15 protein-coding genes are annotated in these 16,254 nt (G+C 49.1%); 8 read left to right on the top strand and 7 right to left on the bottom strand.

Features of this window, described 5'->3' with window-relative positions; all coding sequences use genetic code 11:
* Positions 1-18: 18 nt before the first annotated feature.
* From M977_RS15730 to M977_RS15720, 3 genes are read left to right on the top strand one after another with little or no spacing between them, the layout of a single operon-like run.
* A complete protein-coding gene (locus M977_RS15730; RefSeq protein WP_034458056.1) occupies positions 19-828 on the top strand; it encodes a MetQ/NlpA family ABC transporter substrate-binding protein in 810 nt (269 codons plus the stop codon).
* Positions 825-1,616: a methionine ABC transporter ATP-binding protein gene (locus tag M977_RS15725; RefSeq protein ID WP_074392043.1), complete on the top strand. Its 792-nt coding sequence runs from the start codon at positions 825-827 to the stop codon at positions 1,614-1,616. The genes M977_RS15730 and M977_RS15725 overlap by 4 nt, the downstream gene beginning before the upstream one ends.
* Positions 1,601-2,272, top strand: coding sequence for a methionine ABC transporter permease (locus M977_RS15720; RefSeq protein WP_064516690.1), 672 nt, complete (start codon positions 1,601-1,603; stop codon positions 2,270-2,272). The genes M977_RS15725 and M977_RS15720 overlap by 16 nt, the downstream gene beginning before the upstream one ends.
* A gap of 89 nt (positions 2,273-2,361) precedes the next feature.
* Here M977_RS15720 and M977_RS15715 read toward each other — a convergent pair whose 3' ends face one another.
* On the bottom strand, positions 2,362-3,732 hold the full coding sequence (locus M977_RS15715; RefSeq protein ID WP_064516688.1) for a PTS transporter subunit EIIC: 1,371 nt from the start codon (positions 3,730-3,732) through the stop codon (positions 2,362-2,364).
* Between the two features lie 304 nt (positions 3,733-4,036).
* Here M977_RS15715 and M977_RS15710 point away from each other — a divergent pair, with 304 nt between their 5' ends.
* On the top strand, positions 4,037-5,236 hold the full coding sequence (locus M977_RS15710; protein WP_064516685.1) for an enolase C-terminal domain-like protein: 1,200 nt from the start codon (positions 4,037-4,039) through the stop codon (positions 5,234-5,236).
* Here the strand turns inward: M977_RS15710 and M977_RS15705 are convergent.
* Entirely contained in the window at positions 5,224-5,946 is a 723-nt protein-coding gene (locus tag M977_RS15705) for a GntR family transcriptional regulator (protein ID WP_064516683.1), read from the bottom strand. The two genes, M977_RS15710 and M977_RS15705, sit on opposite strands and share 13 nt — an antisense overlap.
* A 142-nt stretch (positions 5,947-6,088) precedes the next feature.
* Here M977_RS15705 and M977_RS15700 point away from each other — a divergent pair, with 142 nt between their 5' ends.
* On the top strand, positions 6,089-7,660 hold the full coding sequence (locus M977_RS15700) for an EAL domain-containing protein (RefSeq protein ID WP_064516681.1): 1,572 nt from the start codon (positions 6,089-6,091) through the stop codon (positions 7,658-7,660).
* Positions 7,661-7,665: 5 nt separating this feature from the next.
* Here M977_RS15700 and norR read toward each other — a convergent pair whose 3' ends face one another.
* Complete coding sequence (gene norR / locus M977_RS15695) at positions 7,666-9,180, bottom strand: nitric oxide reductase transcriptional regulator NorR (RefSeq protein WP_064516679.1); 1,515 nt, start codon at positions 9,178-9,180, stop codon at positions 7,666-7,668.
* Between the two features lie 218 nt (positions 9,181-9,398).
* On the opposite strand from norR, the gene norV reads away from it, so the two are divergent.
* On the top strand, positions 9,399-10,838 hold the full coding sequence (gene norV / locus M977_RS15690) for an anaerobic nitric oxide reductase flavorubredoxin (RefSeq protein ID WP_064516677.1): 1,440 nt from the start codon (positions 9,399-9,401) through the stop codon (positions 10,836-10,838).
* Positions 10,835-11,968, top strand: a complete 1,134-nt coding sequence (norW, locus tag M977_RS15685) for an NADH:flavorubredoxin reductase NorW (protein ID WP_064516675.1) — start codon at positions 10,835-10,837, stop codon at positions 11,966-11,968. The genes norV and norW overlap by 4 nt, the downstream gene beginning before the upstream one ends.
* A 53-nt stretch (positions 11,969-12,021) precedes the next feature.
* Here the strand turns inward: norW and M977_RS15680 are convergent, their stop codons facing one another.
* The 3 genes from M977_RS15680 to yczE form a co-directional block, all read right to left on the bottom strand.
* Positions 12,022-12,375 carry a DUF1428 domain-containing protein gene (locus M977_RS15680; RefSeq protein WP_064516673.1) on the bottom strand — a complete coding sequence of 118 codons (354 nt, stop codon included), beginning with the start codon at positions 12,373-12,375 and terminating at the stop codon, positions 12,022-12,024.
* Between the two features lie 96 nt (positions 12,376-12,471).
* On the bottom strand, positions 12,472-13,290 hold the full coding sequence (locus tag M977_RS15675; protein WP_064516671.1) for a GNAT family N-acetyltransferase: 819 nt from the start codon (positions 13,288-13,290) through the stop codon (positions 12,472-12,474).
* Positions 13,291-13,324: 34 nt separating this feature from the next.
* On the bottom strand, positions 13,325-13,939 hold the full coding sequence (yczE, locus tag M977_RS15670) for a membrane protein YczE (protein ID WP_064516764.1): 615 nt from the start codon (positions 13,937-13,939) through the stop codon (positions 13,325-13,327).
* 90 nt (positions 13,940-14,029) lie between these two features.
* On the opposite strand from yczE, the gene yczR reads away from it, so the two are divergent.
* Complete coding sequence (gene yczR, locus M977_RS15665; RefSeq protein WP_064516669.1) at positions 14,030-15,460, top strand: MocR-like transcription factor YczR; 1,431 nt, start codon at positions 14,030-14,032, stop codon at positions 15,458-15,460.
* A 59-nt stretch (positions 15,461-15,519) separates the two neighbouring features.
* On the opposite strand, the gene M977_RS15660 is transcribed toward yczR, so the two are convergent.
* A complete protein-coding gene (locus tag M977_RS15660) occupies positions 15,520-16,158 on the bottom strand; it encodes a helix-turn-helix domain-containing protein (RefSeq protein WP_064516667.1) in 639 nt (212 codons plus the stop codon).
* Positions 16,159-16,254: the final 96 nt, after the last annotated feature.

Below are 16,254 nucleotides of genomic sequence, written 5' to 3'. Positions count from 1 at the left end.
ATATTGAAGGAAACCACCATGAAATATGCCTCTTTTAAACTGGCAGGGATCGCGTTGTCTTTGACTCTGGCTTTCAGTGCTCAAGCAGCAGATACCTTACGTATTGCAGCAGATGCTGTACCACACGCAGAAATTCTGGCCTTTGTGCAGAAACTCGATCCTAATTTAAAGCTCAAAGTCATTGAGCTCAGTAACGGCGTAAATGCCAACGAACTACTGGCCAACGGCGATGTGGACGCCAACTACTTCCAGCATGTTCCGTATTTACGCGACCAGGAGAAAGCGTTAGGTAAAAAATTCACCGTTGCGGCCACTGTTCACATCGAGCCACTGGGGATTTATTCACACAAATATAAAGACCTGAAATCGGTGCCGGAAAATGCCACGATCGCCTTACCAAATAACGTTACCAACCTAAGTCGGGCTCTTTATCTATTGCAGGACAAAGGGCTTATCACGCTGAAACCTGAATTTAAAGATGCTGCGCAAAACCAGGCGACGCCGCGCGATATCGCCAGCAATCCTAAAAAGCTAAAAATTATTGAAATCGAAGCGCCGCAACTGCCGCGTTCGCTTGATGATGTCGATTTAGCCGTGATTAATGGTAACTACGCATTGGAAGCTGGGTTAACGCCGTCAAAAGATGCGCTGGGCCTGGAAAGTGCCACTCATAACCCGTATGCCAATATTCTGGTTACCAACCCAAATCTGGCAAACGATCCACGCATCAAGGAGCTGGCGAAAGATCTGCAATCACCGCAGGTTGCTGACTTTATTCGCAAGCAGTTTAATGGCTCAGTGATCCCGGTTGCTACGCCACAGTCATGATAACCCTTGAGCGGCTGAGCAAAGTGTATGCCGGAGGAGGCCAACCGGCACTGGATGATGTCTCACTGATTGTGCCAGACGGCGCAATCTACGGCATTCTCGGGCGCAGTGGCGCTGGGAAAAGCACCTTGATTCGCTGCCTTAATTTGTTGGAGCGGCCCACTTCGGGCCTCATTCTGATGCAAGGTGTCGATATCACCACGCTCAATAACCGGGAGTTGCGAGTGCATCGCCAACGCACCGGAATGGTATTCCAACACTTCAACCTGATTCATGCGCGAAATGTGGCGGACAACATTGCCGTACCGTTAGAAATTGCGGGCCTGCCTCGTGAAGAGCGGCAAAAACGCATCACTGAACTACTCGAGTTAGTAGGCCTTAGCGATAAAGCACAGGCTTTTCCTTCACAGCTATCCGGTGGGCAAAAACAGCGTGTAGGAATTGCTCGCGCGCTGGCTGCTCATCCTGATGTTCTGCTGTGTGATGAAGCAACCAGCGCATTAGATAGTGAAACCACCGCATCCGTGCTGGCACTACTGAAAGATATTAACCATAAGCTTGGCGTCACCATTGTGCTGATAACCCATCAACTGGAAGTCGTGAAAGCTATCTGCGACCACGCAGCATTGCTGGAAAACGGCAGGCTCATTGAAAGCGGCTCGTTATCTGAATTACTGCTCATCCCCAGTTCCCGTCTGCGCCAGGCGTTGCTCCCTGGAGATGCGGCCGAACAAGCATTCTTACGCCGTATCGGTGTGACAAGGAGTCTATTATGCGAAGTCGCCTAGACTGGGATGATTTATGGCCATTACTGTTAGATGGTTCACTGGATACGCTGTACATGGTCAGCCTCGCGGCACTCTTAACCGTGCTGATTGGATTGCCGTTGGGGGTGTTGTTGTTCCTCACTCGCCGTGATGGCGTATTGCCCGCTCCGCTATTTAATCAGGTCATTGGTAGTGTCGTGAATGTCGGTCGTTCACTGCCGTTTATTGTGCTGTTAATAGCGCTGATCCCCTTTACGCGCATAATTATCGGCACCACGTTAGGCAGCACAGCCGCAGTGGTTCCGATAACAATTGGTGCCTTCCCCTTCTTTGCGCGGGTAGTAGAAAACGCGTTAGATGAGGTCGATAAAGGTCGCATTGAGGCCATTTTATCCATGGGAGGAAATGTCTGGCATATCATCAGCAAAGTACTGCTACCCGAAGCGCTGCCTGCTCTGCTTGCAGGGATCACGCTGATCATCGTAATGCTAATTGGTTTTTCATCTATGGCTGGTGTGATTGGCGGTGGCGGCTTGGGAGACCTCGCAATTCGCTACGGCTATCAGCGATTTAATGACCAGGTCATGGTTGGCACCGTTGTCATTCTGGTGGCGATGGTACAATTAGTACAAAGTATTGGAGACCGTCTGGTACGCCGCCTGGCGCACCGACGTTAAAGCATTTGATGTCGCTACGTTAATCCAGCCTCCAAGACCCGTAGGGTGGATTAACGTCAGCGACATCCACCATTTGCAGTGGATCCCGTTTATGCTTTCTCGCGCACCAGCAAAGTAGTCAGCGTAAATGACAATCCTAATGCCAGTGCCACTCCCATCAAAGCAAAGATAAAGTATGGCCCGATGTAAGCCGGCAGGCTGAAAATACTCGACAAAATATAGCCATACAAACGCAAACCGAAGAAGGCAATAAATGCCGAGGCGATGGAGCTGGCAATCGTGGCGGCGATAAACGCTTTCTTGTAGCGCGTCAGAACACCAAACAATGCAGGTTCGGTAATACCCAGCAATGCGGAAATAGCCGCAGGCAGAACCACCGCTCTTTCTTCGCGAGATTTACTTTGTTTCCAGATGGCAAACGTTGATCCGGCAATTGCCATATTAGCCATAAACATCATTGGCATAAGCATGTCGTAGCCGCGGTCGGTAAAGTTTTGCAGCGCGATTGGTGTCATCGCGTGGTGCATTCCGGTCAAAATAGCTACCGGGCGAATAGCCCCCACTACCAATCCTGCAAAACTTGCGGATACACCAAACAGCCCTTCAATAAACCACGCCAACGCTTTACCCAAATAGATCCCCAACGGCCCGATCACCACCAGCGCAACTAACGCGGCGAGGAACAAAGTAAGCGTCGGAGTAAACACCGTTTTCAATACATCCGGCATAAACCGGTCCACCCAGCGATGGATGTAGCTCAGGGCCAGAACCGAGAAAATCACCGGGATCACGCTCGAGGCGTAGTTAAATACCGAAACAGGCACCACGTTCAGAAAATAGAACGTATCGACAGCATTAGGCGCATGACTTGCCAGTAACTTTGCCGCTTCGATAAGCGATGGATACATCAGGCAGGCCGCCACCGCTGCGGCCAGGTATTCGTTAGTTTTAAAGATACGTGCCGCAGAGATAGCCAGGAAAAACGGTAAAAAATAGAACACGCCGCTGGCAATTAAATCGATGACAATTACCGTATCGCTTTTTGCCGAAATGAATTTAAGCGCAATCAAACCTGCTAACAGACCTTTGATCATCCCGGCGCCAGCGATAGCGGGAACAATCGGCCCAAATACGCCCGATACGGTATCCATAAACATCGACACCAGGCTTTTACGGGCTTTCTTGTGAGTCGCGGGGACAATTTGCTCACCAGATGTCTCCAGCGCGCTGTTCAGCTGTTCGTACCAACTGTTCACCTGCGGGCCAATAATAATCTGGAATTGGTCACTCTGAATCTGCGCCCCTAATACACCGGGGATTTTTTTAATTTCGGACTGATCAATTTTATTCTCATCAATCAGAGAGAAGCGTAAGCGCGTCATACAGTGCCAGGCTTTGTTAATATTATCCGCACCACCTACAAGGTGAATAATATTATTAATGGCATCACGAGTCCCCATCTGTCGCTCCCAAAGAATTACTAATTATTATGTGTTGAATGCCTGAGATGGTAGAGAATCGAAAGAACCAAAACAAACCAATAAACTTTGAGCAACATCACAATTACGCCTATCAAAGGGCATTAAACACCTCAAACCAACAAATTGGTATGGTTTTTAGGTTGCACACAACTATTTTACGGACCAATAAAAATAAGCAAAAATAATGGTTTACCCACATATAAAAATAAGGTGATAGTAAATAACAGAAGCCTTTAATTGATGAGTAAATGACCGCGATTGACAAGGTCTGTGGAGTAATCTCGTGCAACCAACCATTATTGAAAATATTGAATGTTTTATTACCCGCCCTGACCGTCACAACCTGATTACGGTGCGTGTCACCACCAATAAGGGTGTAATAGGTCATGGATGTGCGACCTTCCAGCAACGCCCACTGGCAGTAAAAGTGATGGTCGATGAATATCTCAAACCACTGCTAATGGGGCGCGATGCCAATAACATTGAAGATCTGTGGCAGATGATGATGGTCAACGCTTACTGGCGCAACGGACCGGTTATCAATAACGCTATCGCAGGTGTCGATATGGCGCTTTGGGATATTAAAGGCCAACTGGCAGGAATGCCGCTATACCAACTTCTGGGCGGTAAATCGAAAGACGCTATCGCGGCATATAGCCACGCCGCCAGTGAAACGCTTGAAGGTTTGTATCTGGAAGTCGACAAACTTTTGGTACAAGGTTATCGCTACATTCGCTGTCAGTTAGGGTTTTATGGCGGAACACCTCAGGGGTTGCATGCTACAAAGACACCTACACCGGGCGCCTACTACGATCAGGACGAATACATGGCCAATACTGTGGCAATGTTTAAGGCGCTGCGCGAAAAGTACGGCAACCAGTTCCATATACTTCACGATGTGCATGAGCGTCTGTTCCCGCAACAAGCGGTGCAACTGGCAAAAGCTCTTGAGCCATACCAGCCATGGTTTATCGAAGACATTCTACCGCCGCAACAAAGCGCCTGGCTTGAGCAGGTTCGCGCGCATTCTTCGGTTCCACTTGCTTTGGGGGAGCTATTTAATAACCCTGCCGAATGGCATGATTTGATTGTTAATCGCCGTATCGATTTTATCCGCTGCCACGTTTCGCAAATTGGTGGAATCACCCCTGCATTGAAGCTCGCTATTCTATGTCAGGCATTCGGTGTACGCCTGGCATGGCATGGCCCATCGGATATGACGCCTATTGGCGTGGCGGTAAATACCCATTTAAATATCCATCTGCACAATGCAGCGATTCAGGAATTTATTCCCAATAAGCCAAATACCGAATCGGTCTTTCCAGGCAGCCCGGTTGCGGAGAAGGGCTATATTTATCCGCTTGAAAAACCGGGTATTGGCGTAGGTTTCGACCAACAAAAAGCGGAAACCTTCCCGGTGGAATATCGCCCACATGAGTGGACGCAAAGCCGCTTACCAAACGGAGCCATTCACACTCCCTGAATGCCCTGCCGCCAGGCCAAATTATCGTGGTTATAGGGGGTAACGTAGGTACAGGAATAATTGATATCAATGATATCGCTGATTTCAAAAACCCGTCCTCCGTCAAGAATTCCCCGGTTGATGATGTGCATCGCCGGGATACCTTTTTTACACTCCAGCAATACCGCCTGCTCTTTACTGACTGCTACCGCCTGATAACTGGTTAACAGGTGCGAAATCCGCAACCCTTTACTCAGCACATATTGTTGAATCGAGCGCTCGATGACCTGCTGGTTCAGATCGGGAAAATCCTGTACCGGCATGCGCGAAATCTCAATTTGTATCTTTTGATTTTCGACATATCGCAGGCGACAAAATTGCCAAATGTAGTCATCTTTACCCAAACCAAATACCTGCTGCTCTTCGCGATTGGGTAATTTCTTATGCAGATTGACCATGCGAAAAGCTATCTGGTCGAAATGCTTCTCGGTGATGGAGTTATAAACCAGTGGGTTGTTTCTTGCCTGCGGATTAATCCAAATCCCGGAGCCCTGAATAATCTCAATGACCCCAATGCTGACCAACTTTTCCAGCGCTTTACGAATCGTGAAACGCGAGACATCATATTCCAGTGCTAATTGGCGCTCAGGCGGTAATTTGCGCCTTTGGTTATCGTTGCGCTGATAAATTTTGCTCAGTAGATCCTGAATAACAAACTCTTTTTTCTTCATTTATTGCTCACCAGACACTCGTCTTCACAGGTTATCCCACTACAGAGGCAGGAAAACATAACATCACCTATTCATGTGAGATAGACTGTTCTCGTCTATGAAAAACCATTATAAAAACTAACTCTTAACTGGGTCTAAAAGAATGACATCCCGAAAGCTCATCAGCCTGGTAAGCGGTGTACTTATTTTGGCAGTTTTGCTACCAATTCTGTTAAGCATTTATCTTGCTCATCGTAATGCCGAACACGCATTTCATGATGAATTAGGAGAGTTTGCCGATCACGCATTGCTTCGCACCGGCAAAGTCATCGACCAGGCTGTTTCTGCGATTAATGATATTAACCACTTTAATGACAATACATGTTCGCCAGCACACGCGGAAGCCATGCATCGTATCGCTCTTGAATATCGCTACGTGCAAGAAGTGATGTTCCAGCAAGATGCGCATATTTTGTGTACTTCACTGGAGTCCATTACTCATAGTGCTACATTAGGTAAGCCAGACCGTCAGGGCATTCATGGTTTTAACGCTTGGTATACCACTCCACCGATACCCGATTTTCAACGCAAGATGGTATATATCGGCAAAAAGCCTCATCTTGCATTAATTGACCCAATGTCATTTATTGATGTTCTCCCCTTTGGTAGTTACACGTTAAATATTGCGATGATTGGGCTGCATAATAATCAGATCATTGCCAGCAACAGCCGATATATCCCCGAGACATGGTACGAAGCGCTGAAACAAGGTACGGACGAATTTCAAAGCAACAACAATTTCTACGTGATTCGTCGGGATAATAATCTTGGTCTGGCCATGATTGCCTGGGCGTCAATGGAACCCCTGACGACCGCCTGGTATCAGCAATTGTTTATCTGGCTGCCTGTGGGCTTAATTATAAGCCTCGCTGCAGGTGGACTCTTGATTAGTATTTTGCGTCGATTGTTATCACCTCGAAACAGGCTGATGGATGCTATTAAAAACAATGAATTTAGCGTGGTTTATCAACCTATTGTTCATCTTCAAAGTGGCGAGATTGTCGGTGCGGAAGCCTTAATTCGTTGGCAGCAACAAGATGGCTCAATGTTAAACCCGGATGTGTTTATCCCACTGGCGGAGCAAACCGGGTTGGTAACACAATTAACAGAGCAGGTCATTAAGCGCATTTTCCTTGAGTTGGGCGACTGGTTAAGCAAGCATCCTCATCATCATATTTCTGTGAACATGGGTGTTCAGGATGCGCGTAGCCTGCATATTCTTGATATCACTCGTCCGTACCTGGCACGTTATTCAGTTAATCCAAAACAGATAGCATTTGAGATTACTGAACGTGGCTTTTCTGACCCGAAAATTACAGCACCGATTATTGCGCAATATCGAAAGGCCGGGCACGCCATCTATATTGATGATTTTGGAACCGGTTATTCCAGCCTGAGTTATTTACAAGATCTGGATGTAGATATCCTTAAAATAGATAAATCATTCGTCGATGCTCTCGAATATAAAAATGTCACTCCGCATATTATTGAAATGGCAAAGGCTCTGGGTATTTTGATGGTGGCCGAAGGCATTGAAACCCCCAGTCAGGCGGCATGGTTGCGTAAACAGGGTGTGCAGTACGGACAGGGCTGGTTCTTCAGTAAAGCCCTGCCTAAAAATGAATTTATCGAGTGGGTAGCAGGCTCTTGTGCCAGGAAATCAAAAATTCCCTGAAAACACTACTTCACACCAAGACGTTTCGCCAGGCGGTGTAAATTAGCGACATCTAGTTGCAACTGCCGGGCACTCGCAGCCCAATTCCCCGCATTAGCCTCCAGCGTGCTGATAATAATCCGCCGCTGGAAATCATCAGTTGCCGTCCGCAAGTTATCGACCTCAGCCACGCGGGCTACAGCTGTACTTGCAGGTTTAGCCTCAACATCCATCAGTTGAAAATGCTGCGGTTCCAGCCAGATTTCTCCATCCGGTTTACCGGAGCGCGCAAGCACAGTGGCGCGATAAAGAGCATGCTCAAGCTCGCGAATATTTCCGGGCCAGTCGTATCGACGCAGTAATTCCCGAGCGCCATCCGTTAAGGCGACCTGTTTCAGCCCCATTTTTACGCGGCTTTGCTCACAGAAGAACCCAGCCAATAGAGTGATGTCATCGCCACGCTCGCGTAGCGGTGGAACGTGCAGTGGGAAGACGCTTAAACGGTGGAATAGATCGGCACGAAAATCACCTGCTAGTACGTGCTGCTTTAAGTCACGATTGGTCGCCGCCAGCACCCGCACATTTACCCTTTGGCTGCTGTCATCGCCCACACGCTGAATATCGCCATACTGTAAAACTCGCAACAATTTGGCTTGTAGCGTTAATGGCAGTTCCCCTATTTCATCGAGGAATAGCGTGCCGTTATCCGCCATTTCAAATTTGCCGGTTCGATGATGAATTGCCCCGGTAAATGCCCCCTTTACGTGACCAAACAGTTCACTTTCCGCCACGCTTTCCGGTAATGCCGCACAGTTGAGATACACCAGCGGATTTGCGGCACGTACCGACCCACTGTGAATAGCACGCGCCACCAGCTCTTTCCCAACACCCGTTTCCCCAGTTATCAGCACATTCAGGTCAGAACCGGCGACAATTTCTATCTCTTTCTTAAGCTGCATAATCCCTGCAGACAAGCCCACCATCTCGGCACTGCTGGTTTTGCTCGTAATGGGAGTGGAGACAACAGCAGGCGTTTGGTTTTCAAGCTGTTCCATCAACAAGGCATTATTCAGTGCCCCTGCGGCCAATACGCTAATTAAGCGTAACTCTTCATCGCTGAAATGATCGAACTGCAAAGGGTCCATACCATCCACGGTTAATGCACCTATCAGGTTCTGATCGGCAAATAGCGGCAACCCAAGGCAGGCATGGACTTTTAAGTCGGTGTGGTCAGGAATGAGTCCATCATAAGGATCGGGCAATTCACTTTCTGCCGGGAAGCGCACCACGTCCCCTGCCCGTGCTATTGCTTCCAGGCGAGGATGGGCATCTAAATCAAAACGTCGACCAAGCACATCTTGCGCCAGCCCATCAATTGCCAGCGGGCGAAACTGCCGCGCTTCATAACGCAGTAGCGCCGTGGCATCTCCCCCTAAAAGTTGGCGCAAAGTGCGAATTAAACGAGCAAAGCGATCCTGATGAGAAATGCCGCTTTGCAGGTCAATGGCAATGTTGGCAAGGGAGGTAATTGAAAGGCTCATAAGCGGCTCCAGAGGACGATTCTCGCTAACTTAGCCCTTGATAGTCAAAAAGACAATTCAATTGTCAAAAAGACTAATATTATAATTGTCATTTTGACAATGAAAAGTTAAAAAAAACAAATATATTCATATTAATCAATATTATAAAAAGTTGGCACGCCATTTGTAATAACTCAAATACGAGCACCGTTTTTTCATTCTTTTTGAGGTACTGACAAATGGCAATTCAGGTTAAAAACAACATTCAATGGGTTGGTCAACGTGACTGGGAAGTGCGTGATTTTCACGGCACCGAATACAAAACGCTGAAAGGCAGTAGCTACAACAGCTATCTGATCCGTGAAGAGAAAACGGTACTCATCGACACTGTTGACCATAAATTCAGCCGTGAGTTTGTGCAGAACCTGGCTGCCGAAATTGACCTGAATAGCCTCGATTACATCATCATCAATCACGCTGAAGAAGCCCATGCGGGCGCGCTGACGGAATTGATGTCACGCATTCCCAACACACCGATTTACTGTACCGCCAACGGCGTGGACTCCATCAACGGCCACCACCATCACCCGGAGTGGAATTTCCACGTAGTGAAAACTGGCGATAGCCTGGACATCGGCAACGGCAAGCAACTGATTTTCGTTGAAACACCTATGCTGCACTGGCCTGACAGCATGATGACTTACATGACCGGCGACGCAGTGCTATTTAGTAACGATGCTTTTGGCCAACACTATTGTGATGAGCATCTGTTTAACGATGAAGTCGATCAGGCCGAGCTATTTGAACAATGCCAGCGCTACTACGCCAACATTCTGACCCCGTTTAGCCGCCTGGTCACTCCCAAAATCACCGAAATTCTCGGCTTCAATCTGCCGGTAGATATGATTGCGACGTCTCACGGTGTGGTATGGCGCGATAACCCAACACAAATCGTGGAGTTGTACTTAAAGTGGGCGGCTGATTATCAAGAAGATCGCATCACGATTTTCTACGACACCATGTCCAACAACACCCGTATGATGGCGGATGCTATTGCCCAAGGGATCAACGAAGTCGATCCGCGCGTGGCGGTGAAAATTTTCAACGTTGCCCGCCATGATAAAAACGAGATCCTCACTAATGTGTTCCGCTCCAAGGGAGTGCTGGCAGGAACATCCACGATGAATAACGTGATGATGCCGAAAATTGCAGGCCTGGTTGAGGAGATGACCGGCCTGCGTTTTCGGAATAAACGCGCCAGCGCATTCGGTTCCCATGGCTGGAGTGGTGGTGCTGTAGACCGACTCTCTACCCGCTTACAGGATGCCGGTTTTGAAATGTCACTAAGCCTAAAAGCGAAATGGCGCCCGGATATCGATGCGCTCGCAATCTGTCGTGAACACGGTCGCGAAATTGCCCGCCAGTGGGCGTTAACGCCGCTCGCTTCTGCGCCCTTTGTAGCACCGCAAGAAAGCATGGTTGAAAAGCCAGCCTGCGCCGATTTAGGCCCACAAATGCAATGCAGTGTTTGTCAGTGGATTTACGACCCACAAACCGGCGAACCGATGCAGGATGTCGCGCCAGGAACGCCGTGGAGCGAAGTGCCGGACAGCTTCCTGTGCCCTGAATGCTCGCTTGGGAAAGACGTATTTGATGTGCTGGCAACGGAGGCAAAATGAAGCATGGCATTGTGATTATCGGTTCGGGCTTTGCCGCCCGCCAGCTGGTGAAAAATATCCGCAAACATGACGCGCAGGTACCTGTGCGCATGATTGCCGCCGACAGCATGGACGAATACAACAAGCCCGATCTCAGCCATGTTATCAGCCTGAATCAGCGAGCTTGCGACCTCACGCGGCAACATGCCGGTGAATTTGCTGAACAGTTTGACCTGACGCTAAACGCCAACAGTTGGGTGTCAGGTATCGACACTCGCGAACGCCTGGTGAAATGCGGTGACCAGCAATGGCAGTACGACAAACTGGTGCTGGCAACGGGTTCCCGCGCCCTCCTGCCGCCAATTGAAGGCAAAGAGCTGATGCTGACGCTCAACAGCCAGCAGGAATATCTGGCCTGTGAATCAACGCTGCGCGAGGCTAAACGCGTGATGATTCTGGGCGGCGGTTTGATTGGCACCGAGCTGGCGATGGATTTTTGCCGCGCTGGGAAGCAGGTGATTCTGGTGGATAACGCCGCCAGCCTGCTCGCCTCGTTGATGCCTGCGGAGGTTAGCAGCCGTTTGCAGCAGCGCCTGAACCAAATGGGCGTCGAACTGTTGTTTAATCAGCGGCTTGAATCACTCAGCCAAACACCACAGGGAATTCATGCGGCATTGAGCAACGGGCGAATAGTCACCGTGGATGCCGTGGTAGCGGCGATTGGCCTGCGTCCAAACGTCGACCTGGCGCAGCACGCCGGGCTGGCGGTAAACCGTGGGATTCAGGTGAACCGCCAGTTGCAGACATCTGACGCGAATATTTATGCCCTCGGTGATTGCGCTGAAATCGACGGCAAAGTGCTGCCGTTCCTGCAACCGATTCAGTTCAGCGCCATGACGCTTGCCAAAAATCTGCTGGGAGCCGCCGACGGCCTGAATCTCCCCGCGATGCTGGTAAAAGTGAAAACGCCGGAGTTGCCGCTACATCTGGCGGGTGAAACGCAACGCCATGATTTGGCCTGGCAAATCAGCACCGAGCAGCAGGGTCTGATTGCCAAAGGCTATGACGAAGCACAGCAGTTACGGGCGTTTATTGTCAGCGAAGCGCACATGAAAATGGCGTTTGGATTGTTACGGGAATTGCAGGTTTAGCGGATGTTCATGCGGGTGGCGCTAGATATGATGTCAGCGCCGCCCGCGTGACGTTACTCGTCAAGAATTGGCGCAAAGCCACCATAGATCATACGTTTGCCATCAAATGGCATCGACTCGCCAAACTCTTTCATCCTTGGGTCAGACATCATCCTGGCATTGGCGGCATCCCGCACTTCTTTTGATGGATACTCAATCCAGCTAAACACCACTTCTTCGCTCTCTTCGGCTTTCACCGCCATGCGAAAATCAGTGAGTTTACCGTCAGGCACATCATCAGCCCAACACTCCACGACGCGTAGCGCGCCAAACTCTTTAAATAACGGTGCCGCTTTTGCGGCTAACTGCTTATACGCTTCTTTATTGGCTGCGGGAACCGCAACAACGAAACCATCAACATAACTCATTGTGAACCTCCACGGTGTGGGGAATACGGGTAGATAATTTCCACCCGTGATGATTACGATTGATAAGTTTAGTCGTTAAGAATGAACACTACCTGTTCATAATTTGAGCAGCATCTCATATTGGGTAATGGGATCCTGACGGTAGCCACTGCTCAGATAAAGCGGTGCCAGTTGCTCAGGAATAGCTGTTGCGGTGAATAATCCAGGGAAACGTTCACGTAATAGCGTAAGCAATTTTTTCGCCTGCCCTTTGCCACGTGCCATCGGGTCAACATAGAGCATCCGTAATCTGGGCTTAGGGGTTGTGGCAACCATTGCGTATGCAATGTCATTGAGAACGAATGCCTTGCCCGGTAATTTATATAGCGTTTCAGGTGCGCTTAACCACGGCAGATTCAGGCTTTCGTCCATCATCATTTTTTTCGCCATCACTAGCGGGTCGATTTCCTGCAATTCGCCGGTTTCTGTAAACTGCGGCGACTGAATGGTATCAAACCCGACCAATGTCTGCTGGCGAACAAACCCCATACGTTCATACAGTGACACTCCACTCTCGTTGCCAACAATAACTTCCAGCCAAAAGTTACGGTCACCACGCGCTCGCGCACCATCAATTAACTCGTGCATGAACTGTTTGCCAAATCCCTGCCCACGCAATTCAGGACGAATCGCGAATGCAGCAAGGCGACAGCTCTGCCCACGGCGCGTGATGAGCGCCAGCGCTTTTGGCTCACCATTTTGCGTCCAGACTCGGCTGTCATTGAGACTGAGATCTTCAGCGCTAAAACGTGAAGCAAAAGTTTCACCATCAATAGTGAAAGGGACCAGATACCCTTCAAAACAGTGGGAAAGAATTTCAGCCAACTGATGGCTATTCCAGTGCGCCGCCGCGTTGCTGATTACCTTGCTATTCATCGCTACCTCATCCAATGGGGGTTTGGCTTCAACATTAGGGTACGACGGTCGGTTCAACCAGGTTTTTTTGTGCTCTGGATGCAATACGGAACCATGGTAAACAGAGTTGGATAAGCGGGCCGATTGCCAGCGCGTACAACACCGTACCCACGCCAAATGTGCCTCCCATCAGCCAACCGGCCAGTAAAACCGTCAACTCAATCGCTGTTCGCACACTACGCACAGACCAGCCAGTACGGGCATTGATTCCAGTCATCAAGCCATCACGCGGGCCAGAGCCAAAACCCGCGCCGATGTACATTCCGGTCGCGATGGCATTCACCAAAATAGCGGCAAAGAGCAAGATGCTTCGTGCCACCAATGACTCAATCGGCGGCATTAATGCTAATGCCGCATCTGCGGCAAGCCCCAAAACAATCACGTTGCTTATCGTGCCCAATCCCGGTTTCTGCCGCAGCGGAATCCACAGCAACAACACCAATGCCCCGACACCTATCATCACCATGCCAATGTTGAGGGAGAAGATTTGGGCCACTCCTAAGTGGAATACGTTCCAGGGGTCAGCACCTAAATTGGCACGGACGAACATAGCCGTGGACACACCGTACAGCACCAGCCCGATGTAAAGTTGCAGCAAGCGACGAGCGATCATTATCTTCACCTCAGAGATCTTTTGTGGCTTTACTATTATGGAAAATGGTTACTATATTAAGGTCCAGTTAATACAAAGTGGATTGCTATGGCACAGCGCAGAACGGGCTCATCATCACTGGTGAAATTGCTGGGAAACTGGCATCAGGATTTACCGCGTACCCCGGTTTATCGGCAACTGGCAGATGGGCTGCGGTTATTGATTCTGGATGGACGACTGCCACTTGATGGCCGCCTACCAGGGGAGCGTGAGCTGGCAACGGCCCTGGGAATTAGCCGAACTACAGTGGCAACTGCGCTGGCACAACTACGTGATGAGGGATATTTGGCAAGCCGCCAGGGTTCAGGTTCCGTCACTATGTTGCCAGAAGGCACGCAAACCGTTTCGCCATTACCTGGGCGTGCCACCACACTGGATCTTTCGACCGCAGCACTGTCTGCCGGGCCGGAAATTCATCAAGCTTATGCTAATGCATTGATTGCATTACCAGAACACTTGGGTAGCACTGGGTACAACCAACAAGGCTTGCCTGAATTACGTCATGTCATTGCACAACGCTATGCCGATCGCGGGCTGCCAACGGATGCCGATCAGATTATGATAGTGAATGGTGCGCTAAGTGGTTTTGGCCTGGTTTTACGCCTGCTAACTGGCCCAGGCGACCGCGTAGTTCTTGATCACCCCACCTACCCCATGGCACTCACAGCAATAAAAGGCGCTTCATGCCACGCCGTTCCCGTAAGCCTGACTGAATATGGCTGGGATACTGATGGGTTAGCCGCAACCATTGCGCAAACATCACCCCGACTCGCCTATTTGCTGGCTGATTTTCATAACCCAACCGGGCACTGCATGGATGTTGCAACGCGTTCAGCCATAGCTGATATCGCTGCAAGGACACGTACCACCATTGTGGTCGATGAAACCATGGTAGACCTGTGGTATGACAATCCACCACCGCCTCCATTGGCCGCTTTCGACGCGTCAGATCGGATCATCACGCTGGGGTCTGCCGGGAAAAGTTTCTGGGGAGGCTTGCGATTGGGTTGGATTCGCGCCAGCTCTCGCACCATAGCCTCACTGATCCAAATTCGCGATTCGTTAGATTTGGGCTCGCCGATACTCGAACAGCTAGCCGCCATCAATCTGTTTAATGAGGCCGAAAACTTCCAGCCGCAACGCCGCGAAATGCTACGCCAGCAACGTGATGCCTGTGCGGAGGTCGTTAAAGAATTATTCCCGGACTGGAAAATGACGGTAATACCGCAAGGCGGTTTATCCTGGTGGATTGAACTGCCTAAACCACTGGCTACGGTTTTTGCGGCCAGCGCTGAGGGTATCGGTATCCGGATTGGCGCAGGGCCACGTTTTGGCGTTGAAGGTGCGTTTGAGCGTTATTTACGGCTACCGTTCACGCTGGAGACTACGCAAATGCGTGCCGCTCTCGAAAGGTTAAAACCGCTTTGGGATAATATGGCGCAGACTAGAAATGAGAGTTTGAAAAGATCTGTTGTTTAATTTTTCAAATTAACGGTTCACATTACTAAAATGTGAACCTTTTTCCCTTTAAAAGATGATTAATAACCATCCGGCAAATCCTTATCAATGGATATCAGCTTGCCACCTTTCATCGTGATATATCCACCTTCTTTTAAATCGGCCAACACTCGGAATACATGAGTACGGGATAACTTAGTGCGACTTATAATAAAACTTGCCAAACCTTCGGTTTCATTTGGAAAAGCGAGGGAACGGTAGAGATAACGGTAAAGCATAGGTTTAATGGTTTGGTAGCTGGTCAGTTGTTTTCTTTCCGCATGCAGATCAAGTGAAAAAATAGTCATAAAAATCAAAATACTTGAGAGAGCCTGCATGCTCTCAGCGTTCTGAAAGAAAATCTCATCAAATTTCTCATAAGAGATTTCAACGACTTTCACGGACGTCATGCACTTATATTCAAAAATCAACATTGGGCAATACCGCTCCATCAAACCAATGGGCATATAGTCAATGGCATTACCAATAGTGAGTTCGCTTTCTGCATGTAAAATGGCCACTGAGCCTTCAACAGGAACGTAAATAAAGCCGGGCGTTATGGCTAATTCATCTGTCGCGGCAAAAATGAGCTCTTTGCCATTGCTGCGGACATCATTAACCTGACTCTCTATATCCAGAGATTTATAACAACGATGAATATTTTCAAAACTGGCGCTCATAACACATCCAATATATATCATTAATTGTTATAGTGTAGCGCTATCAATAGAAAATGTCTGTACACAATGAAGAGAGTAATTTCGTCAATATATCAA

Origin of the sequence: Buttiauxella gaviniae ATCC 51604 (assembly GCF_001654835.1) — a bacterium.
GTDB classification, from domain to species: Bacteria; Pseudomonadota; Gammaproteobacteria; order Enterobacterales; family Enterobacteriaceae; genus Buttiauxella; species Buttiauxella gaviniae.
Note: the sequence above shows the minus strand (reverse complement) of the source record. Positions and strands in the feature narration are given on the sequence as shown.